At 37.6% G+C, this 22,269-nt stretch carries 18 protein-coding genes; 7 read left to right on the forward strand and 11 right to left on the reverse strand.

Annotated elements, in window-relative coordinates:
* Positions 1 to 1,079: 1,079 nt before the first annotated feature.
* Genes ACFIMG_RS03615 through ACFIMG_RS03625 form a run of 3 tightly spaced genes read right to left on the reverse strand, consistent with a single transcriptional unit; the run spans position 1,080 to position 3,633 of the window.
* A complete protein-coding gene (locus ACFIMG_RS03615) occupies positions 1,080 to 1,997 on the reverse strand; it encodes a metal ABC transporter solute-binding protein, Zn/Mn family (RefSeq protein ID WP_375678527.1) in 918 nt (305 codons plus the stop codon).
* A gap of 10 nt (positions 1,998 to 2,007) precedes the next feature.
* Positions 2,008 to 2,877: a metal ABC transporter permease gene (locus tag ACFIMG_RS03620; RefSeq protein WP_375678526.1), complete on the reverse strand. Its 870-nt coding sequence runs from the start codon at positions 2,875 to 2,877 to the stop codon at positions 2,008 to 2,010.
* 3 nt (positions 2,878 to 2,880) lie between these two features.
* Positions 2,881 to 3,633, reverse strand: a complete 753-nt coding sequence (locus ACFIMG_RS03625; protein WP_375613293.1) for an ABC transporter ATP-binding protein — start codon at positions 3,631 to 3,633, stop codon at positions 2,881 to 2,883.
* 680 nt (positions 3,634 to 4,313) lie between these two features.
* Here ACFIMG_RS03625 and nrdH point away from each other — a divergent pair.
* The 4 genes from nrdH to nrdF are packed head-to-tail and all read left to right on the forward strand — an operon-like array spanning position 4,314 to position 8,054.
* The gene (gene nrdH / locus ACFIMG_RS03630; protein ID WP_005774163.1) at positions 4,314 to 4,538 is read left to right on the forward strand and encodes a glutaredoxin-like protein NrdH; all 225 of its coding nucleotides are present in this window, start codon (positions 4,314 to 4,316) and stop codon (positions 4,536 to 4,538) included.
* On the forward strand, positions 4,538 to 4,936 hold the full coding sequence (gene nrdI, locus ACFIMG_RS03635; RefSeq protein WP_375613294.1) for a class Ib ribonucleoside-diphosphate reductase assembly flavoprotein NrdI: 399 nt from the start codon (positions 4,538 to 4,540) through the stop codon (positions 4,934 to 4,936). The genes nrdH and nrdI overlap by 1 nt, the downstream gene beginning before the upstream one ends.
* Entirely contained in the window at positions 4,918 to 7,068 is a 2,151-nt protein-coding gene (gene nrdE / locus ACFIMG_RS03640) for a class 1b ribonucleoside-diphosphate reductase subunit alpha (RefSeq protein WP_375633944.1), read from the forward strand. Before nrdI ends, nrdE begins: the two co-directional genes overlap by 19 nt.
* A gap of 11 nt (positions 7,069 to 7,079) precedes the next feature.
* Positions 7,080 to 8,054 (forward strand): class 1b ribonucleoside-diphosphate reductase subunit beta, encoded by a 975-nt coding sequence (gene nrdF / locus ACFIMG_RS03645; RefSeq protein ID WP_273722534.1) that lies wholly within the window; start codon positions 7,080 to 7,082, stop codon positions 8,052 to 8,054.
* Here nrdF and prmC read toward each other — a convergent pair.
* From prmC to secA, 4 genes are all read right to left on the reverse strand, one after another.
* Complete coding sequence (prmC, locus tag ACFIMG_RS03650; RefSeq protein ID WP_375678525.1) at positions 8,051 to 8,917, reverse strand: peptide chain release factor N(5)-glutamine methyltransferase; 867 nt, start codon at positions 8,915 to 8,917, stop codon at positions 8,051 to 8,053. The genes nrdF and prmC overlap by 4 nt on opposite strands.
* Complete coding sequence (gene prfA / locus ACFIMG_RS03655) at positions 8,914 to 9,990, reverse strand: peptide chain release factor 1 (protein WP_375633948.1); 1,077 nt, start codon at positions 9,988 to 9,990, stop codon at positions 8,914 to 8,916. Before prfA ends, prmC begins: the two co-directional genes overlap by 4 nt.
* Positions 9,991 to 10,190: 200 nt before the next feature.
* Entirely contained in the window at positions 10,191 to 10,703 is a 513-nt protein-coding gene (locus ACFIMG_RS03660) for a Fur family transcriptional regulator (RefSeq protein WP_375693570.1), read from the reverse strand.
* Positions 10,642 to 13,359 (reverse strand): preprotein translocase subunit SecA, encoded by a 2,718-nt coding sequence (gene secA / locus ACFIMG_RS03665; protein ID WP_375678524.1) that lies wholly within the window; start codon positions 13,357 to 13,359, stop codon positions 10,642 to 10,644. Before secA ends, ACFIMG_RS03660 begins: the two co-directional genes overlap by 62 nt.
* Before the next feature lie 435 nt (positions 13,360 to 13,794).
* Between secA and ACFIMG_RS03670 the strand changes: the two genes are divergently transcribed.
* The 3 genes from ACFIMG_RS03670 (at position 13,795) to mutT (ending at position 16,649) form a co-directional block, all read left to right on the forward strand.
* Positions 13,795 to 14,748, forward strand: coding sequence for a peptidylprolyl isomerase (locus ACFIMG_RS03670; protein ID WP_375611828.1), 954 nt, complete (start codon positions 13,795 to 13,797; stop codon positions 14,746 to 14,748).
* A gap of 129 nt (positions 14,749 to 14,877) precedes the next feature.
* On the forward strand, positions 14,878 to 16,110 hold the full coding sequence (gene argJ, locus ACFIMG_RS03675; RefSeq protein ID WP_375632283.1) for a bifunctional glutamate N-acetyltransferase/amino-acid acetyltransferase ArgJ: 1,233 nt from the start codon (positions 14,878 to 14,880) through the stop codon (positions 16,108 to 16,110).
* 125 nt (positions 16,111 to 16,235) lie between these two features.
* The gene (mutT, locus tag ACFIMG_RS03680) at positions 16,236 to 16,649 is read left to right on the forward strand and encodes an 8-oxo-dGTP diphosphatase MutT (RefSeq protein ID WP_375678523.1); all 414 of its coding nucleotides are present in this window, start codon (positions 16,236 to 16,238) and stop codon (positions 16,647 to 16,649) included.
* Positions 16,650 to 17,566: 917 nt separating this feature from the next.
* Here the strand turns inward: mutT and ACFIMG_RS03685 are convergent.
* From ACFIMG_RS03685 to ACFIMG_RS03700, 4 genes are all read right to left on the reverse strand, one after another.
* On the reverse strand, positions 17,567 to 18,430 hold the full coding sequence (locus ACFIMG_RS03685; RefSeq protein WP_375678547.1) for an NlpC/P60 family protein: 864 nt from the start codon (positions 18,428 to 18,430) through the stop codon (positions 17,567 to 17,569).
* A 152-nt stretch (positions 18,431 to 18,582) separates the two neighbouring features.
* Positions 18,583 to 19,956: a M17 family metallopeptidase gene (locus ACFIMG_RS03690; RefSeq protein ID WP_375678522.1), complete on the reverse strand. Its 1,374-nt coding sequence runs from the start codon at positions 19,954 to 19,956 to the stop codon at positions 18,583 to 18,585.
* A gap of 13 nt (positions 19,957 to 19,969) precedes the next feature.
* A complete protein-coding gene (gene coaA, locus ACFIMG_RS03695; protein ID WP_375678546.1) occupies positions 19,970 to 20,968 on the reverse strand; it encodes a type I pantothenate kinase in 999 nt (332 codons plus the stop codon).
* A gap of 123 nt (positions 20,969 to 21,091) precedes the next feature.
* Positions 21,092 to 22,081 (reverse strand): asparaginase, encoded by a 990-nt coding sequence (locus tag ACFIMG_RS03700; protein ID WP_375678521.1) that lies wholly within the window; start codon positions 22,079 to 22,081, stop codon positions 21,092 to 21,094.
* Positions 22,082 to 22,269: the final 188 nt, after the last annotated feature.

The raw sequence follows: 22,269 nt of genomic DNA on the forward strand, positions 1-22,269 counted from the left end.
AACATAAGGGATCGATGCGAATACCTATAAGAATCAGCAGGGACAAAGGCAGTTATGTTATTGTTTTACAAAGCATTCTATAAAAGCTGGTATATTTTTTCAATATATTGCCAGTTTATTAATGGTTTTATGATATTACTTTCTTATAAAGCGCGTGCTTTTTGTTGCTTATAAATCAACCTAAACTTTATACAGCAGTATGTTTGAGACAAATATGAAGACGGTTCAGTGCTGTATTCAGTTTTGTATGCCAAAGTAGAATAAGCTTATCTGCTTGTGTAATTTCTAAAATGAGGAGACAGCTTAATTTAGGGAGAATATGAAAGCATCAAATAAAAAATAGATTCTGTCTTTAGCATCATCTTTTAATTTAGTATTGCAATTTTCAAAAACATCTGAGCCAGTGTCTCTTACATAATGGCGATTAAGTATTGCCGAACACATTTTTTTACGTAATAGAATTGCATCTCTCATACAAAACAGAATACCTAAACAGAAGGCTATTGGGTTGCCAATTTACGCACTTTTTTTAAAAAATATCTTGCAAGGTTGTTCCAACTATTTTTTCACGCAGTCGTTTATAAGTAGTATAACATAAAATCCATTGTGTATCGCCATCTTTATGCTTATAAAAATGCAAGCTGGGGCCATCATCATACTCTCTTTCAGTCTCCAACATTGCAACAATTATTGTGTTGAGACTCTTCATAAGAGGCATTTTTTCTTCAAGTGGTTTTTATTCATACACTAATTCTACTTGCATGTTATAAATGAAGTTGGATAGATAAAAATACTTTAAGAAAGAGACACCAAATTCTTCTTATGAATCGTTTCAAGTGTCGAGAGTTATTGTAAAAGAAGCATTGAAAAATAGAATGCTACTGCTGACAGTTTGGGCACCATGAGGCAATAAATCCACTTACTTTATCTATCTTAGAATCTATAGAGTATAAATTTCTCTGTAAAAGTAATTTTATTTCATATCAATGTTATCAATTATAGCTGTTGGGGTATCATTAGTAACATAATCATAGACTTACGATTTTATGAACTCTTTTTTATCTCTTTTATAGAAGATCTTAATGTTTTGTGATAGCGTCAATGATGGTATTTACATTATGTTCCATCATATCGAGATAAGTTGCTGCAGGGCCATTTTTGTTTGACAATGCATCAGAATAAAGTGTTCCACCAATTGTTAAACCTGTTTCTTTTGCAATCTGTTTTATGAGACGGGGATTAGAGATATTTTCAACGAATAGGGCAGTTGCTTTATTCGCTTTAATTTGTTTTATAAGTTTAGCAACATCGGCTGCGGTTGCTTCAGTTTCTGTTGAAGCACTTTGAGGGGCAAGGATAGTAAAACCATATTCCTTGGCAAAATAGCCAAAGGCATCATGAGATGTGATAATGATACGTTTATCTTTAGGAATGGTAGCAATTTTTGTTTTCAGGGTATCTTGTGCTATTTTAAGTTTTTGGATGTAGGTTTCGGCATTTTTTTTGTAGCTGGTACAGGATTGTGGATCGATTTTACAAAAAGCAGCAGCGATATTCTTCACATAGATTTTGACATTGGGAATTGTTTGCCAAGCGTGTGGATCAATAACGCTGTGGTGGTGATGGGCATTATGTTCTTGATTTTTCATTTTGATGGAGGGAATGTTAGCGCTAACTTCGACAAGAAGTGCTTTTGTACCACTTGCTGTAATGAGGCGATCAATAAATCCTTCTAAATGAAGCCCGTTGATGAAAATAATTTGAGCATTTCTAAGAGCCTGAGCATCATGGGGGGTAGGTTCATAAGTGTGGGTATTCGCATTGGGACCTACAAAAGTGGTCATAGAGATATGGTTGTCTCCTACATTTTTTACGAGATCTGCAAGAATAGAAAAGCTCGCAACAACTTTGATTTTATTGTGTGCAGAAGCAGAAAATGGAGAAAGGGCAAGCAATAAAGCTCCAAGAAGAACAAATTTTTGAGCAAACTTAGGCACATTTTTTTCCTTAAAGTGAGGAGGTATAAAAGAGGTGGGGAAACCATGTTACAATAAAGCCACGTGGACTTATCAAACAGGAAACAAGATAAATAAATCCTGCGGCAATGATGATAGCAGGGCCGGAGGGAAGTGAAAGATGAAAAGAAAGCAGGAGACCACATACGCTAGAAATGATTCCAAAAAGAGTGGAAAGCGCGCAAATAGGGCCTAGCCGTGAAAACCAAAAACGGGCTGTAATGGCTGGAATCATCATAATACCAACGGAAAGTAATGTTCCTAGTGATTGAAAGCCTCCAACCAGATTCAGCACCACAAGTCCAAGCAATGAAATATGAATATATTTACTCAATGGAGAGAGTGATTTAAAAAAGAGGGGGTCAAAGCTTTCTAAAACGAGTGCACGCCAAAAAATACAAAGGCTGCAGAGTGTAATCAGCATTATAGTAGTGATTAACCAAAGGCCTTGTGCATCAAGTGCAAGAACCGATCCGAATAAGAGATGAAGCAGCTCAATTGTTGAGTCTTTCAGTGAGATAATAATAACACCTGCCGCGAGTGCAATAAGATAAAAGACGGTCATGGATGCATCTTCTTTCTGAAAGCTGTTTCGTGAAATCAAAATGGTTGCTAAAGCAACAATAAGACCAGCGAAGATACCACCAAGTGTCATAGATATGAGGGAAAAGCCACAAATCAGAAAAGCAATTGCAACACCAGGAAGAATGGCATGAGAGATAGCATCTCCTGTCAAGCTCATTCCACGGAGCATCAAAAACACACCAACAGGACAAGCGCTAATAGACAGAAAAATAGAACCGATAAGGGCGTTTTGCATAAATTGGAAATCAACAAAGGGGGCAAGAAAAAATGCATACACGTCTTATAACCTAAGAAAGAGAGGATCATTGATGAGAAGATTTTGTTTTTGTGCGCTAATAGGGAAAGAATTGGATGTGAGAGGTGGCATAACGTGATGAAGGGTGTTGTTTAAAAACTGTGTTGTTTCTCCATAAAAGGCGTTTTGTTGATCAATTTGAATCATTTGGGGGAAAAATTCTTGCACGATGAGAGGGTTATGGAGTGCGGTGAGAATTGTGCGTCCTTGCTGTTGCCAGTATGTGATCAGAGCAAGAAGGTCTTTTTGGGTATTATGATCTACACCATTGAAAGGTTCATCAAGTAAAATAATATTGGCATCTTGTACAATGATACGTGCAAAAAGAGCGCGTTGTAATTGCCCGCCTGATAATGTTTCAAGCGAACGGGGTGCGAGTTCTGTAAGCCCAACCATTTTAAGAGCATTTTGAATCTTAGAATCATAAGGGCGCTGATTCTTCCATAATCCACAAAAAGACCACAGTCCTGTTTTTACAAGCGTTTTCACATCAATTGGAAATGTTTGATCTATATTACATTGCTGAGCAAGATAAGCAATGCGGCTTTTTTTTGGTTTTGTAATTTTTCCTTTAAGAGGTTTAATCAATCCGGCGATGGCTTTTAGCAGTGTCGATTTTCCAGCGCCATTATCACCTGTTATTGCAACCAATGAACCAGCTTTTAACTTTGCTGAAAAGTTCTTTATTGCTATTCTATTCCTATAGCCTAATGTTGTCTTATTGAAGTGCAGATCCATATTTTTTACCATCGTTGCTTATTATTTTGGAAACTATGTAATAATATAACGTTTGTCAACAAAATGTTATATTATTACAGAGTTTTGAGTACTGAAAATTTTAGTGGGAAGATCGTGGAAAATTAAAAATAATAATTGAATTCACCTTGACGAAAGAGAGAGAGTATATACTATATATAGTATCAAAATGATTGGTGATTCTAAATAAGCACAAGAGAGGGTGTTAGTGTGTTTCGTTTGGTATCTAAGTTATTTCCATTATTGTAAAGAGTTTATTGGCCAAAGGTATAGCAGTATTTTTACTGAAGGGTCTCTTTTGGAAGGATTTCCTTTCGTTTTTGTAATTGATTTTTGCCGTAAAAGAGCAAACAGAGCTCTTGAAAAACGGTAGTTTAGAACATTAGTTTTTTAGACAGCAGGAGGGAATTGTAATGCAAGCAAAAGATTGTTTTATAACTAGGGGGCGTTGCCATTTAAGTTGTAGAATAATCGCTTATTCTCATCATAGTTTTTGAAGTTATTTGATGAGGAATTCTGTTATGTTCAGGAAGCTGTGTATTATTTGAAAATAACCACATGTTTTGCGTACAATTTCTATTTTTTGTTATTCTTGAGTACCTATAAAATTATTAGATTGACCTTTCAGGGTTGATTGTTTGGAATTGTGAAAGTTGAAGAAAATGTCGATCACTATTTATAGCAAACCATCTTGTGTCCAATGTGATGCTACACGCCGCGCTTTTGATGCAAAAGGCATTCATTATCGTGTTGTTGATATTTCCTGTGATGAACAAGCATACAGTTTTGTTCAATCTCTGGGGTATCGTCAGGTTCCTGTCGTTGTTTGTGGTGAAAATCATTGGTCTGGTTTTAGACCAGATATGATTAGTGGTCTTTGTGCTTAATGGGGCTTATTGTTTATTATTCGAGTGCAACGGGTAATACAGAACATTTTGTCTCGCAGCTTGGGCAACGACTCTTCAAAATTGATAAAAGAAAGCCTTCTGCATTGGTTGGTGAACCTTATGTATTGGTTGTTCCTACATATGCAGATGGTGAAGGAAGAGGGGCCGTGCCGAAAGCCGTTGTCCAGTTTCTTAATGAAGCTGAGAACCGAAAATTAATTTGTGGTGTTATTGGCGGTGGGAATCGTAATTTTGGTCGCTATTATAATCTAGCAAGTAAAATTATTGCTGAAAAATGTTGTGTACCTTGCCTTTATCGTTTTGAGCTGCGTGGAACTGATGAAGACGTTATTTATGTAAAAAAGGGATTGGAAAGATTTTGGAAACAATTGGTATAGGACAATCGCAGAAATCGGATCAGATTACTGATTATCATGCGTTGAATGCAATGCTTAATCTTTATGATGAAAATGGTCATATTCAATTTGATATGGATCGGCTTGCTGCGCGGCAATATTTTCTTCAGCATGTTAATCAAAATACAGTTTTTTTTCATAACCTGAAGGAAAAAATAGATTACTTAATAGAAGAAGGTTATTATGAAAAAGCTTTATTTGAGCTTTATGATTTTTCTTTTATTAAAAAGCTTTTTAAACGTGCTTATGCATTTAAATTTCGTTTTCCTACCTTTTTAGGCGCATTTAAGTATTATACCAGCTATACACTGAAGACTTTTGATGGGAAACGTTATCTTGAACGTTATGAAGATCGCGTCTGTCTTGTAGCTTTATATTTGGCACAAGGGAATAAAGCTCTTGCTGAAAGTTTTGTGGATGAAATTATTACAGGACGTTTTCAACCGGCAACACCGACATTTTTAAATGCTGGGAAAAAACAACGAGGTGAATTGGTTTCGTGTTTTTTGCTACGTGTTGAAGATAATATGGAATCGATAGGTCGTTCGGTTAATTCGGCTTTGCAGCTTTCAAAACGTGGTGGAGGTGTGGCGCTTTGTTTAACGAATTTGCGGGAAGCTGGAGCACCAATTAAGCAAATAGAAAATCAGTCCTCAGGTGTTTTACCGGTGATGAAACTCTTGGAAGATTCTTTTTCTTACGCCAATCAGCTTGGGGCACGACAGGGGGCTGGAGCTGTTTATTTGCATGCTCATCATTTAGATATTATGAAGTTTTTGGATACAAAGCGTGAAAATGCTGATGAAAAAGTTAGAATTAAAACGCTTTCGCTTGGCGTCGTTATCCCTGATATTACTTTTGAGCTTGCACGGAATAATGAGGATATGTATCTCTTCTCATCGTATGACATCGAGCGTGTGACAGGTAAGCCCTTTAGCGATATTTCTTTAACGGAGCATTATCGTTCTTTTGTTGATAATGCAAAGATTCGTAAAAAGAAAATAAGTGCACGCGTTTTTTTCCAGACATTAGCGGAAATTCAATTTGAGTCCGGTTATCCCTATATTTTATTTGAGGATACTGCTAATCGATCGAATCCGATAGCTGGGCGCATAAGTATGAGCAATTTATGTTCAGAAATTTTGCAGGTGAGTGAGGCGAGTGAACTGGAGACAGATTTAACTTATCGCACGATTGGAAGTGATATATCCTGCAATCTTGGATCCATGAATATTGCCAAAGCAATGGAAAGTCCTGATTTTGGACAGACCGTGGAATCTGCTGTTCGTGCTCTTACTGCTGTTTCGGATATGAGCAATATTGCTTGTGTGCCTTCCATTGCGAAAGGCAATGCTGAAAGTCATGCGATTGGTTTGGGACAAATGAATTTGCATGGGTTTCTAGCGCGTGAGCAGATCTATTATGGGTCTCCAGAAGCGATTGATTTTACCAATATCTATTTTTATATTGTGACATATCACGCCATACGGGCTTCCAATTTAATTGCGCACGAACGTCAAGAAATGTTTGCAGGGTTTGAAAAATCAGCTTATGCAGATGGACGTTTTTTCGAAAAATATATTGAAAAAGAATGGAAACCGCAATTTCCGCTTGTGCAAGAGCTTTTTGCACGGAATAATATTGTTATTCCAGATCAAAAGGATTGGCAGGAACTCAAAAAATTAGTTATTGAGTATGGGCTTTATAACCGCAATTTGCAGGCAGTTCCACCTACGGGATCTATTTCCTATATTAATCATGCCACTTCTTCCATTCATCCAATTGCTTCAAAAATTGAAATTCGCAAAGAGGGAAAAATTGGGCGCGTTTATTATCCCGCTCCTTATATGGATAATACGAATTTGAATTTTTACCAAGATGCTTATGAGATTGGTCCTGAAAAAATTATAGATACCTATGCTGCTGCAACACAGCATGTTGATCAAGGTCTTTCATTAACATTATTTTTTCCTGATACAGCGACCACACGTGATATTAACCGCGCACAAATTTATGCTTGGAAAAAGGGTATCAAGAGTATTTACTATGTACGATTACGGCAAGTAGCATTAAGTGGAACAGAAGTTGATGGCTGTGTTTCGTGCAGTTTATAGGAGATCATCATATGACAAAGATTACAACCAAAAATCCTGTTGTGTGCGCTGTTAATTGGAATAGATTACATGATGAGAAAGATCTTGAAGTATGGAACCGCTTAACTGGGAATTTTTGGTTACCTGAGAAGGTTCCGCTTTCTAATGACATTCCCTCATGGTCAAGCTTAACGGATGAAGAACGCAAGCTAACGATTCGTGTTTTTACAGGACTAACGCTTCTTGATACAATTCAAAACACTGTAGGAGCCATTTCGCTTCTGGCTGATGCGATAACAGAGCATGAGGAGGCAGTTTTGACGAATATTGCCTTCATGGAAGCGGTTCATGCACGTTCTTATTCCTCTATTTTTTCAACCCTTTGTTCGACGGTAGAAGTTGATGATGCGTTTAGATGGTCAGAAGAAAATATTCATTTGCAGAAAAAGGCTAGATTAGTACTTGAGCGTTATGAAGCAAATGATCCACTTAAGAAAAAAATTGCTTCGACTTTGCTGGAAAGCTTTTTATTTTATTCTGGTTTTTATTTGCCCATGTATTGGGCCAGTCGCGCTAAGTTGACCAATACAGCAGACCTCATTCGACTAATCATTCGTGATGAAGCAGTCCATGGTTATTATATAGGTTATAAATTCCAATTGGGCTTTGCAAAGCTTGATGAAGCCAAAAGACAAGAAATTAAAGATTTTGCTTTTAACCTGCTCTTTGATCTTTATAACATCGAGTGCAAATATACTGAAGATCTTTATGATGCGCTTGGATTGACAGAAGATGTTAAAATTTTTCTTCATTATAACGCTAACAAGGCTTTAATGAATTTAGGTTTTGAAGCTCTTTTCCCCCCTGAGGTTTGTCGTGTTAATCCCGCTATTTTGGCAGCTTTATCACCAAACTCTGACGAAAATCATGACTTTTTTTCAGGGGCAGGTTCTTCTTATGTCATTGGCAAGGCGGTTGCTACCACGGATGATGATTGGGAATTTTAATGTTTGCATGCAAATAGAAGTGCGCGGGGTATTCCACTTAGATCTTTGCGCACTTCTAAACATTGAAAACCATTTTTTTCAAACAAATTGCAGATTTCATTTTCTTGAGAGAAACCAATTTCAACAGCGACATAGCCGTTTTCTTTTAAGTAGTTGGCTGCTTCATGGGCGAGTTTTCGATAAAAATCAAGTCCATCTTCCCCTCCTATCAGAGCGCGCAATGGGTCATGTAAGCGCACTTCTTTTGCAAGTTTTTTGATATCTTTTGCGGGAATATAAGGTGGATTGGAAACAATAAAATCAAAGCGATCTGCGACAGAATCAAACCAGTCGCTAAGAAGAGGTGTGAAGCGGTGTGCTACTTCAGCATTTTTTGCATTTTTTTTTGCTGTTCTAAGGGCATCTTCAGAGATATCGACTGCCACCGCATAGGATTGGGGAATTTGTTTAAGGAGTGCAATAGCAATGGCGCCACTTCCTGTTCCCATATCAAGGAATGTTGTTTTTCTCGAATTTTCGACCTGTTTTTGGAGAAAAGGAAGAACAAGATCTATCAGCGTTTCTGTATCAGGGCGAGGTTCTAACGTCTCTTGAGACAATGTAAAAGATATACCATAAAATTCTCGTGCTCCTATAATACGGTAAACGGGTTCGCCTGCAATACGCCGTTGTAAAGCCTGTTCTATTTGTATAATATGCTCAGAAGATAGATGCATATCTGGTTTAGAAATTCTTTCAGCAGCATTTATTCCTGTTATCCATTCAGCGAGTATTTTCGCATCGAGATTGGCTTCAGCAATTCCTTTCGTGCGCAATTTTTCTTGCATTTGTTGGATAACGTTCTTGAAAGAATATTTGCTCAATTATTATCCATTTCCATCAGCAGTGTTGTTTGATGATCTGAGATGAGTGCATGAAGAAGCTCATCAAGATCTCCCTCTAGAATGCGATCAAGCTTATACAAGGTTAGATTAATACGGTGATCCGTGACACGTCCTTGTGGAAAATTATAGGTACGAATACGCTCTGAGCGATCACCAGAACCAACTTGGCTTTTACGAGAAGCTGAACGTTCACTTTCCGCTTTTTGTCGTTCGATATCGAATAAGCGTGCCCGTAAAATTTGAAGGGCTCTTGCTCGGTTTTGATGTTGTGATTTTTCTGCTTGTACGACCATAATTCCTGTTGGAATATGCGTGATACGAACAGCTGAATCCGTTGTATTAACATGCTGTCCTCCTGCTCCGGATGCACGCATTGTGTCGATACGAATATCTTCAGGACGAATATCAATATCAATATCTTCAGCTTCTGGAAGCACAGCAACGGTAGCAGCAGATGTATGGATACGTCCACCTGTCTCTGTTTCAGGGATACGTTGCACACGATGAACCCCTGATTCATATTTCAATTTAGAAAAGACACCTTTTCCTGAAATGGTAGCAATAATCTCTTTATATCCGCCAACTTCCCCCTCACTAAGTGAAATAACTTCTACTTTCCAATTGTGAGCATGGGCATAACGTTCATACATGCGGAAAAGATCACCGGAAAAAAGTGCTGCTTCTGAGCCACCCGTTCCTGCTCGAATTTCAACAATAGCGTTTTTTTCATCAGCAACATCTTTAGGCAAAAGCAGAATTTGGAGTTCTTTTTCAAATTGCTCCACTTTTTTATATAACGATGGTAGCTCTTCTTGGGCAAGATTACGCATCTCTATATCTGTTTGTTTATCGTTGATAATCGTTTCTAATTCTGTAATCTCTTCGTAAAGAGCATTTAATGCGCGTATAGAGGTAATAACGGGTTGTAGTTCTGCATATTCAGAAGCTAATTTGACATATGTTTCAGCATTTGGATTCGTCGTCATTTGGCTTTCAATTATTTCAAAGCGCTTTTCAAGCTGTCTCATACGATCTTGTGGCAAGGAAACCATGATAATATTGGCCTAATTTTTCATAATACAATTTTTATAATATTTTGTTGCAATGATTGTTTGTTATAATATTGGCAATGAATTACCGTATAGCATCATACAAAGAGGGGTAATAAAGCAATTCTTTTTTTTTGCCAATGAAAACTATTATATTTTAAAGGTAAATTTTTATAAAATTTGATTTGCCTGAGGTTTTTTATCTAATGATATATGATCACTTTTTTAAGAGTTTTTTTTCCGTAAAGTTCAAGGCGGTGATGAATAATATCATAGCCAAGAGATTTTGCAATTTCCTCTTGTAGCTTTTCAATAACATCAGAATGAAACTCGATGACTTGTCCTGTTTCTATATCAATGAGATGATCATGATGTTGCCCATCTGCTTGCTCAAAACGAGATGGACCACCACTAAAGCTATGGCGATGAATTGTTCCATTTCCTTCTAATATTTTCATGGTTCGATAAACAGTTGAGAGTGAAATATTCGAATCTATTTTGTTTGCACGCTGAAAAATTTCAAATGCATTGGGATGATCATTTGTATCAGTCAAAATATCAAGAATAACTCGTCGTTGACGTGTTACTCTTAAACCAGCGGTGCGCAATTCTTGCTCATAATTTCGCTTTTTATTCATTTGCATAGTTTGCTTTTCAAACAAAGGCTCCATGACAGTGTTTGTATTTTTTCTCTGAACCGCAAGGACAACGCTCATTACGTCCAACTTTTCCCCATGTGGTTATATCGTTAGGGTCACGATCTTGTGGATTAACAAATCTATTTTCTTGTGATCGTGCCCATAAGGTGGGAGCATTTTCTTGACTTTGATCATTAAAGACAGAAGAAGCAGCATCAGTTTTCTCAGGCATGGTCGGTTCTGTGGGGTGTTGAATGATTTCAAAGCGCATAAGCTTAGAAGTGACAATTCGGCGCAAATTTCTCAACATACTTTGAAAGAGTTCAAATGATTCTGTCTTATATTCATTGAGCGGATCCCGCTGCGCATAACCACGAAAACCAACAACAGAACGCAAATGGTCTAAACTCACCAGATGTTCACGCCATAACGTGTCAATAGTTTCGAGCAATACTGCTTTGTGAAAATAAGCCATAACTTCTGGAGAATATCGTTCAGTACGCTCATTTTCAAGTTTTGTAACAGCATCTGATACACGCTCTAGAATTTGCTCCTCGGCAATTCCATCTTCTTTTGCCCATTCTTCCACTGGAAGCTCAAGATTAAAGAGTTGTTGAAGCTCTTCTTCGAGAGTTTTTGCATCCCATTTTTCAGAATATGTCCCTGATGGAATATAAGCCTCTACGAGATCCTCTACGACTTCATTACGCATTTCAAGGATCATTTCTGATAAATCATCTGCATTCATGACCTCCATACGCTGTTCAAAAATAACCTTGCGTTGATCATTCATGACATCATCATATTTTAGCAGATTTTTACGAATTTCAAAGTTTCGTGCTTCGACCTTTTTTTGTGCTTTTTCAAGGGCTTTATTAATCCATGGATGGATAATAGCTTCATTTTCTTTCAATCCCAGTTTTTGCAGCATACCATCCATACGGTTAGAGCCAAAGATACGCATAAGATCATCTTGAAGAGAGAGAAAGAATTTTGAGCGCCCAGGATCGCCTTGGCGACCAGAACGTCCACGAAGCTGGTTATCAATACGACGGCTTTCATGACGTTCAGTAGCGATAACGTAAAGCCCTCCAGCCGCTAAAGCTTTTTCTTTAAGCTTCTGAACATCTTTTTTTATTTCTTCAATTTTAGCTGTCCGCTCTGGACCTTCCGGGATATCCTGTAACTCTTGTCGGATGCGCATTTCAACATTACCACCAAGCTGTATATCCGTACCGCGTCCTGCCATGTTGGTTGCAATGGTGAGAGCTCCAGGAACGCCTGCTTGCGCAATGATGTATGCTTCTTGTTCGTGATAGCGAGCATTTAAGACTCTAAAATCGGTAATGCCTTCTTTTCGCAAACGCTCTGCCAATTGTTCTGACTTTTCAATAGAGGTTGTTCCAACAAGAATAGGCTGTTCTTTTTCGTGTGCTTGACGGACATCACGCACAATTGCCCGATATTTCTCTTCTGCTGTTCGATAAATCTCATCATCTTCATCAATACGTTGTATTGGCAAATTTGTAGGGACTTCGACAACGTCAAGACCATAAATATTTCTGAATTCTTCGGCTTCTGTTGTTGCAGTTCCAGTCATGCCAGATAATTTTCTATACATACGGAAGTAATTTTGGAAAGTGATGGAAGCAAGTGTCTGGTTTTCTGGTTGAATAGCAACATGCTCTTTAGCTTCTAACGCTTGATGAAGTCCTTCAGAATAACGCCGCCCAGGCATCATTCGCCCTGTAAATTCGTCAATAATAACGATTTCATCATTGCGAACAATATAATCTTTATCGCGAGCAAACAGTTTATGAGCTTTTAGAGCATTATTGACATGATGAACGATAGCGACATTTTCTATGTCATAAAGACTCTCACCTTTAAGATGCCCAGCTTGTTCGAGCATTTTTTCAATTTTTTCAGTACCAACTTCGGTAAAGGTCGTTGTTTTTTGTTTTTCGTCTATTTCATAGTCTTCTGGAGTTAAGGCAGGAATAAATGTATCAATAAGGTTATAGAAGTCAGTACGATCTTCTAGAGGACCAGAAATAATAAGGGGGGTACGGGCTTCATCAATAAGAATCGAATCAACTTCATCAACAATTGCGTAATGATGTCCACGTTGGACCATTTGACTATGATCGAAGGCCATATTATCACGCAAATAATCAAAACCTAGTTCATTATTTGTGGCATAGGTGATGTCGCATGCATAGGCCTCTCGGCGGGCATCACTATCAAGATCATGAAGAATCACGCCTGTTGTAAGCCCTAGAAAACTAAAAATTTTCCCCATTGTTTCAGCATCACGACTGGCGAGATAATCGTTTACTGTCACAACATGAACGCCTTTACCTTCCAATGCATTGAGATAAATTGGTAGAGTTGCCATTAATGTTTTACCTTCACCAGTACGCATTTCAGCTATGCCGCAGTCGTGAAGGACCATTCCACCAATAAGTTGTACGTCAAAAGGACGCATGTCATAAACACGTTTTGCGGCTTCACGAACAGTCGCGAAAGCTTCTGGTAAGAGCAAATCAACACTTTCACCTTCACTAAGACGTTTACGAAAGGCATCTGTTTTTTGGCAAAGCTGCTCATCACTTAATTTTACGAATTGTTCTTCCAAAGCATTAATTTGTGCAACTTTTTGGCGGAGTGCTTTGAGATGTCGCTCATGAGCTGAACCAAAAAACTTACGGGCAAAAACACCTAAACTGACCATCTCTGGCCCTTTCTTTTAATTGTTGTCACTCTTGTTGGGTAATTCATACGCTCTCCCCATACTCTACATTTTCTTCAAGTTATCTGATATCATTAGTGACATCATGAAATGCAGATGGTACCATTATACTTGCTGGTGTGCAATTTTTCACTCTAATTGTAAAGTAGAGATAAGAGGCTAAGCGCTTTATGTCAACTTTAAGTATGCTATTTAACTGATACAATACAAAGTAATTTAAGATACAATATGTCATTTTTCTCTATTATCATGTTTTTCATCTGCATTAGATAGGATTGGAGAAACTGAGATAAAAGGATAACTTTATACTTTTTTAAAATAAAATTACTAATTTATTTCTCTATGTTTAAAGATTAAAGTGTTATGGTAAAGAAAATTGGAATCTTGAACCTGCCTTCATTTTTAAGGAGTATATTTATGAAATTTAACTTTATCACGCTTTTTTTAGCATCAACTTTATTGGCAAGTACAAGTTTAGGGGTGAGTGCTCAAGAAGGTTTGAATTCATCGTCGAGTGATTTAAAGACTTTAGAGAAAGCTTCTGAAAAAGCCGTTTCTCCTTCTCATGTTATGGCGGTTATTGATGGGAAAAATATTACAGCAGGCCAATTGGATGATTTAGCGCTTGAAATAAATCCTAATTTAGCACGTTTTCCTGATGAACAACGCCGTATGATGGTTCTAAAAGCTTATTTAGATATGCAGGCCCTTGCAAAAGCAGCAAGAAGCAAAGGTCTTGATAAGACAGAAGCTTACGATAAACGTATGGCAGTCATGCGTGACAATGTTCTTCAACAGCTTTATTTTAAACAGGCGATTGTTGATAAAATATCGGATACTGATTTGGAAGCTCTTTATAAGCAAGAAGTTGCTGCTTTACCTAAAGAGGATGAGGTTAAAGCGCGTCATATTTTGGTCAAAACGAGAAAAGAAGCAGAAGCTATCATTAAGCATTTAAATAAAGGCGAAAATTTTGAAGAGATTGCAAAGAAAAGTTCAACAGATGGTTCTGCTGCCGTTGGGGGTGATCTTGGTTATTTTAGCCATGGTCAAATGGTCAAGCCTTTTGAAGATGCCGCATTTGGTTTGAAAGTTGGCGAATACACAAAACAACCCGTTGAAAGTCCTTTTGGTTGGCATATTATTAAATTAGAAGATCGTCGTGTAAAACAACCGCCTGCATTTGATGATGTTAAAGAGATGTTGCGGACACAGCTGATAAAAAAGCGCTATCAAGAACTGATTGTTGATTTGCGTAGCAAGATAGATGTGAAATACCCTGATCCTAATGTTACAAAAATCATGGAATCGCTTCATCAAAATGGGACGCTACTTCCCGATGAGACATCTGATGAAGAAGATACGGAATAGCTAGGAAAAATAAGTAGATAGCCTCTTTAATAGATAATTTGCTAGGTTAGTTTTGTTCAAAAAGCCTAGCAGTTTTCTATGAGAGGTTATTGATCTGCAATCATTTCATTTTTTTATAGAAAGCATATTGTGGTTTTGAAAATCTCTCCTTTGTCGCCTCAAAAGATCCAAGAGCTTTCTCCATTATCTGGTGTACGGATAGCAACAGCTGAAGCTGGGATTAAATATAAAGATCGTACAGATCTCCTTTTCATCATATTCGATAAACCAGTGAGTGTGGCCGGTGTTTTTACCCGTTCAAAATGTCCATCTTCCCCTGTAGAGCATTGTCGTGCATCGCTTCCTCATGGGGTTGCGAGGGGTGTTGTTGTGAATTCTGGAAATGCAAATGCTTTTACAGGAAGCAAAGGAAAGCACACAACCGATGCAATTATTTGTGCAGCAGCGAACGCTTTAAAGGTTAGAGAAGATGAAATTTTTATAGCTTCTACGGGTGTTATTGGTGAGCCAATGGATGCATCGGGTATTGTCAATCTTTTACCAAGTATGACAGAGACAGCAGAAGAGGGAAATTGGTTGGAAGCTGCAAAAGCCATAATGACAACGGACACATTTCCAAAACTTGCGACGCGCACTTTTGACTGTGGGGGAGAGCGTGTTACCATTAATGGAATTGCAAAAGGTGCTGGTATGATTGCACCCGATATGGCGACAATGCTGTCATTTGTGGTTAGTGATGCTACCATTTCTTCGGATGCACTCCAATCCATGTTATCAGAGGCAGTTGAGGGTTCTTTCAATTCAATTACTGTTGATAGCGATACCTCAACTTCAGATACGCTTATGTTGTTTGCGACAGGAAAAGAACATTTTCCATGTCTTACAAGTAAATCTGATCCGCGTTATGGGGTTTTTGTGAAACAATTGAGTGCACTTCTGCATGAACTTGCACTACAAGTTGTTTGTGATGGTGAAGGTGCTCGTCATTTAATTGAGGTTAATGTGGTGGGTGCTACAACAAATAATGCAGCTAAAACTATTGCTTTATCAATTGCAAATTCACCGCTCGTAAAAACGGCTATTGCCGGTGAAGATGCGAATTGGGGGCGGGTCGTTATGGCAGTTGGGAAGGCCGGTGTTGAAGTCGATCGTGATCTATTGACGATTTGGTTTGGTGAGCATCGTGTGGCCGTGAATGGCGTACGAGATCCTGAGTATTGTGAAGAGAAAATAGGTACTTATATGCAAGGTAAGCACATCACGATTCGTGTTGATATCGGTTTGGGTAAGAGTACGGCGACGGTTTGGTCTTGCGATTTAACAAAAGAGTACGTTATGATCAATAGCGATTACAGAAGTTAATGGATGCACTTTATATTTAACAGTTTATTATTTTTCAGAGCAAATGGGGTATGTGAGCTCTTTTAGGAGCAGAGGGGATATGATAGAAAAGTCAGTTATCTTTATGTTCCCTATTGGGGAGTGATATGTGTATGAAAAGTTCCATTCTTCTTGTTGTTGCATGTGCACTGTTAGATCAGAATAATCGTGTTTTGCTTACACAGCGTCCTGAAGGAAAATCACTGGCTGGTTTATGGGAGTTCCCTGGTGGCAAGGTTGAGAAAGGTGAAACTCCGGAAGCATCATTGATTCGTGAATTAGAGGAAGAGCTTGGTATTTATGTTCAACCAAATAATTTACACCCTTTAACATTTGCAAGTCATAGCTATAAAACATTTCATCTCTTAATGCCATTGTATCTTTGTGACCATTATGAGGGCGTTGCGCAAGGACGAGAAGGGCAAAATTTAGAATGGATTTTTATTAGTGATCTTGATAAATACCCTATGCCTGATGCTGATAAACCATTGGTTCAGGTATTGAAAAATCACCTTCTTTAATGTGTTATAAGAAGGAAATATTGTTTAAATATAAATCAATATATTGAGTTATAATGATAATTTATAATTTTTTTATGTTGTATGGGGAAGTCTAGGGTCATAAAAAAATTTCTCATTTCAAATCTGTTTTATGTTAAATTAATCAAAACCATTCTTTTGCACGTTCCAAGCGGGGCGGGTCATGTGGATAAAATTATTTAAGACAGAAATAAATAAAATACGTGCTGAAAGAACACTCTTCAATAGCCAAGGGTTATCGCAACATTGAGAATTGGCAAAGTGTATAATGATGCCTTTGCGCGCTTCATAAGCATAAAAATGGTGGTAGATAATGGATTTATACTTTTCGCGATTATTATTGAGAGATTGTTTTGGATGCATCGAGAGATATTAGGAGTATTTATTTCATAAGATATCGATAATAGGAAAAATTTCAAAAAATGTTGCTTTTGATTAAGAGGGGCATATCCCTTACGTAATATAGAACGCCATTGTGTTGCATATTTACGGGGTTGTTTAAAAGAGACATCTCGCAATATTCCAAAGCCCATTTCGTGCTGGCACTCGTGAATGGTATAATGGTAAAGCCTTATAAGATAAAATCTATTGAGCGCCACTATCTTTACGCTTATGAAGGAGTAAGCTGGTTCCAATGTTAGTTATGATAGCTCTTGGCATTTGAGAGCATTCAGAAGGGATATTTTTTCTTTTCGTAATCATTTTTACTTATACATCAATTTCGCTTGTGATGAACAAGCAAGCGATTTTGATTGATTCAACATAAAAACAGATTTGAAATAAGAGAATTTTACGATATTTAGAATGCTTGATGCAGAGCGAATGATGGATAGTTATCCTTATAAATCAATCTATTGTATAATAAAAACATTCAATTAATTTTTTATAGGAGGCATGTATTAAGTTTCTTGAATTGGACGGCGTTTTGCGATGGGATATTGATTTTTTTTAGCGATACGCGTAATTGTTTTTTCCAATGGCTCAATCATAACGTCCATAGAAAAACCATTTGCGTGAATAATATTTGCGTGATCGACCATAATAGCAACATGATCTTTCCAAAAAATTAAATCGCCTCGTTGAAGTTTATCAGTATCTGTAAGAGGATTGCCTATAGTTTTTTGCTGCATATCGGTGTCACGTAAAACTATTTGATCGGTCATCATCATAGAGAGCTGAATGAGTCCCGAACAATCAATTCCAAAACCGCTGACACCACCCCAAAGATAAGGTGTACGGATAAAGGTTTCTGCAACTGTGACATAATCTTCATATACGCGTCCAATGGGGCTGAGATGGCTCGTAATGATTGCTGTTCCATTTTCAAGAATAGAATACATTGTGTCACGGACTTCAATTTCATCAACAACACTGACTTTGCTTCCCATAGATAATGGGGATACTATTGGTCCACGTAAGTCAGCGTGTAAATATTTAAATGTGCGTGGTACTGAAACCACATGTGTTTGTTTTATGGTTGATGTACAAAGAACTTTTGTATCAATATAACCGACATAACCATCTTTGAGTGATTGTCCCCACGACAATGTTTCCCCTTGTTCAAAAATGAGAAGTTCTTCTCCCAATAAGCATTCTGTTTGTCTTTCACTTTTTTTACTATTTTCTTTAAAAAGTCCAGCGACCGCTGCATTAACACGTCTTTTTTCACCTTGAACAAAGCGCTGAGCTGTAATTTCTGTTTCAAGACGTTGATCTGCTAGATCATCTCTGAATGCATGAAGTCTTGGGTCTTTAGAGATCATCTTTTTGCTTTCCATTTTGTTACTCCTTACCTTTAAACAAACTCATGAAAACTGTATTGGTAAGGTTTTTATCCTCAAACAAAACTAAGAACACAGTGTAAGACCAATTATTCTTTAAGCTGCAAAATTGTCCATTTTTGTGGATATTTGTGTCAAAATTCATTTTTAAAAATATTATAAAGGGCACGAATAGTTTGTGCTGATCCACCAATAGGGTATCCTGGTTTTTCTTTTGGAACCCATCCATAAAGGTCAAAATGCGCAAAATGTTCAGCTTTTTCAACAAAAGAATTAAGAAATAAAGCAGCCGTTATAGAACCAGCAAAGCTATTTCCAGTTACATTGTTAAGATCGGCAATTGGTGATGATAACATCTCTTGGTAAGGTTTCCAAAGGGGCATTTGCCAAAGAGGATCAAAGACAGCGTGAGCAGATTCAGAAATTTGTTTTGCCCATATTGAATCATTACAATAAAATGCGGGAAGATCTGGTCCTAATGCTATACGCGCTGCCCCTGTTAAAGTAGCCATACAAAGCATGAATTGTGGACTTTCTTCATCACCATAGGCGAGTGCATCGGCAAGGACAAGTCGCCCTTCAGCATCTGTATTACCTACTTCAACACTTAAACCTTTACGACTTTTGAGAATATCACCTGGTCGGTAAGCATTCGCAGAAATTGCATTTTCTACAGCTGGAATCAAAACGCGTAAACGGAAAGGCAATTTTGCATCCATGATAAGTTTAGCCAATCCCAAAACGTTTGCTCCACCCCCCATGTCTTTTTTCATAAGCAACATGTTATTGGCTGATTTAATATCGAGACCTCCAGTATCAAAAGTTACGCCTTTGCCCACCAACGTTATTTTAGGATGGTGTTCTTGCCCCCAGAGTAACTCAATCAGTCGTGGTGCAGTGCTGCCTGCTCGTCCTACAGCATGAATCATCGGAAAGTTATGGGTTAAGAGATCGTCTCCACAAATACTTTTGATATGAGCACCATAGGTTTTTCCTAGTTTTCGAGCTTCTTTTTCGAGAGTATCAGGGTTCATATCATTGGCTGGAATATTAATGAGATCACGGACGAAAAAGACAGCTTCATAAATTCGTTGGAGTTCATTAAGATCAATAGCCTCATTGACATGGATAGATAATGATTTGAAAGAAGAATTTTGACGATAGCGATTAAATTGATAGCTACCGAATGCCAATCCAAGATAGGTATTTATTTCATCAGAGGTTGTACCTTCTAAATGCCATTGACCAGCAGGAAGTTTTTGAGCAAGAACTCCTGTGATAAAAGGATCGTTACCATTGCCAATTCCAAATAAAACTTTTTTTAAATGCCCGGTTTCGTGAGGAATAAAGAGTATTTGTCCTGCTTTACCAGTAAAGTCATTAACTTTTATCCATGCTGTTGTTGACGCATCAAGTGATAAGTTGGCAAGAGTTCTTTGGTTTACCAAGATGATAGAGCAACTGTTATCGATACGTGTTGAGGTAAAATGAATGTGGTGGTGCTGCATAGTTATGAGATCCTTATAGTCGTCTAAGTGCGACATATTCGACCAAATGATTTTTTCCCTTTCGTAGAATGAGATTGGACCGTGGTCGTGTTGGCAATATATTTTCCTGTAAATTTTTTAAATTAATCGTTTGCCAAAGATCCTCAGCGATTTTTGAAGCTTCTTTTTCATTGAGGTGGGCATAACGATGAAAATAGGATTCAGGATTTTGAAAAGCTGTTTTACGCAAACGTTTAAAGCGCTCCAAATACCAGTGACGAATGACTTCTGTTTCGGCATCGACATAGATTGAAAAATCAAAAAAATCTGATACGAAAGGAATAGCTTTCCCATCTTTAGGAAGATCACTGACCTGTAATACATTAATACCTTCAACAATTAAAATATCAGGACGATCAATGGTAATAGTCTGATTTTCTAGAACATCATAGATCATATGTGAGTAAAGCGGGGCACGGACATTTCCGATACCTGCTTTTATAGCCGAAAGAAAGTACAGCAACTTTTTAATGTCATAGGAATCAGGAAATCCTTTGCGATTCATTCGATTTTTTTGCTGTAAGATTGCGTTAGGATAGAGAAAACCATCCGTCGTGATCAGATCAACTTTAAGGCTAGATGTCCATCTTTTCAACAGTTCTTGAAGAATGCGAGCCGTGGTTGATTTTCCTACAGCTACAGAACCAGCAATTCCAATAATAAAGGGCGTTTTTCTACTCTCTTCTTGATGGAGAAACTGCTGACGTTTGTGAAAAAGTTCCTGTACTGCTTCAACATGGCATGATAATAGACGCGATAAAGAAAGATAAATGCGTTGGACTTCTTTAAGATCAATAGGATCATCAATAGAGCGTAAACGCTTAATTTCATCAAAAGTCAAAGTAAGAGGTGTGTCTGCACGAAACTCTGACCATTCTTGTGCAGTAAAAACGCGATAAGGTGAATATCGGTCAGAAACGGATTTGATCAGATTATCTTTCTGATTAATTTTTTGTATAGTCGTATCAATCATTTGTATTGGTCGAGAATTTTTTGCAGCAGCAATTGATTTAAGAGTAGACAGATGAGCGGCTTCATTTTCAAGTAAATTTTGTTTTGCATGCTCTCTTCTTTTAAGATAGTAGATCATTTTTCATTAACTTATAGTCCAGTCATTCCAGTTTGCACGGATTTGTGCTAATGAGTGCCCTTGCGCCAAAAAAGTCCATAAAAGTAGACGCGCTTTTACGGCTGATAAATAACCAGACATGAGAGCACCAGAAGCAATCATATCGATTTCGGAGCCTTTATAGCCATAAGTTATACGAGTTGTTGAGCCATTACAACAACGACTAGCAATAATGATTGGTATTTTTTGTGCATATTGTTGTACAAGGTCTGCTTCTTGAAAACTACAGTGTCCTGCACCAAAACCAGCTATAACAACTCCAGCATAATACCCACTTTCAAGGCATAGTTTCATTAATTTTGCATCAGATGATAAAGAGGAATAGAGGAGTGCAATTTGATGATCATGGTTTTGGGGAAGATCAAACGTTTTTGGGAAAAATTTTCGATCATTGAAATAAATAAGTTTTCGCTCTAAAATAGTTCCTAAAACACCTGCAAGACCTGATTGAAATGTTTCGACTTTGACTGTATGGCTTTTATAGAGCCAATAAGGTGAATGAATTGCATCATTTATGACAACGAGAACGCCCCTGTTACGACTTTGTGTGGCTGCTGCGACACGAGTGGCTGCTAAAATGTTGGCGGGGCCATCGGCGCCTGCTTCATGAGGCATGCGCATAGCACCGGTTATGATGAGTGGTTCGGCTTCTTTCCAATAAAGAGAAAGAAAAAAAGCTGTTTCTTCCAGAGTATCAGTCCCTTGTGTTAAAACAATACCTTCTGCACCAGCGGTTATTTGTTGTTTTGCCCACTTAATTATTTCAAAAAGCATTTGAAACGATAAAGATCCACTTGGTATTTGCATTAATGTTTGTGCATTAATATCAGCAACGTTATTTAAATCAGGAACACTTTTTATGAGGTTATCTGAAGTTAAAGTCGGTTGCATGTGACCAAAACTATCAGCAGTCATTGCAATTGTTCCACCTAAGGTCCCTATGGCTATTTTTTTCATAATTTTCCTCTAAAAAGCACAAACTGTTTATATAAAGCTATTTAGCAGTAATTTACATTGACAACAATGATATCATTTTTCCATTTTCAACAAATTGAGTTGTGCTGAATCATTGTGTTTTGCTGTATATGTTCTTAAATAGGACAATAGGAATTGAGTTTTACATTGTATGAAAAGAAATCAATATT

Source organism: Bartonella sp. AP11XZML, assembly GCF_042196445.1.
Classification (GTDB): Bacteria; Pseudomonadota; Alphaproteobacteria; order Rhizobiales; family Rhizobiaceae; genus Bartonella.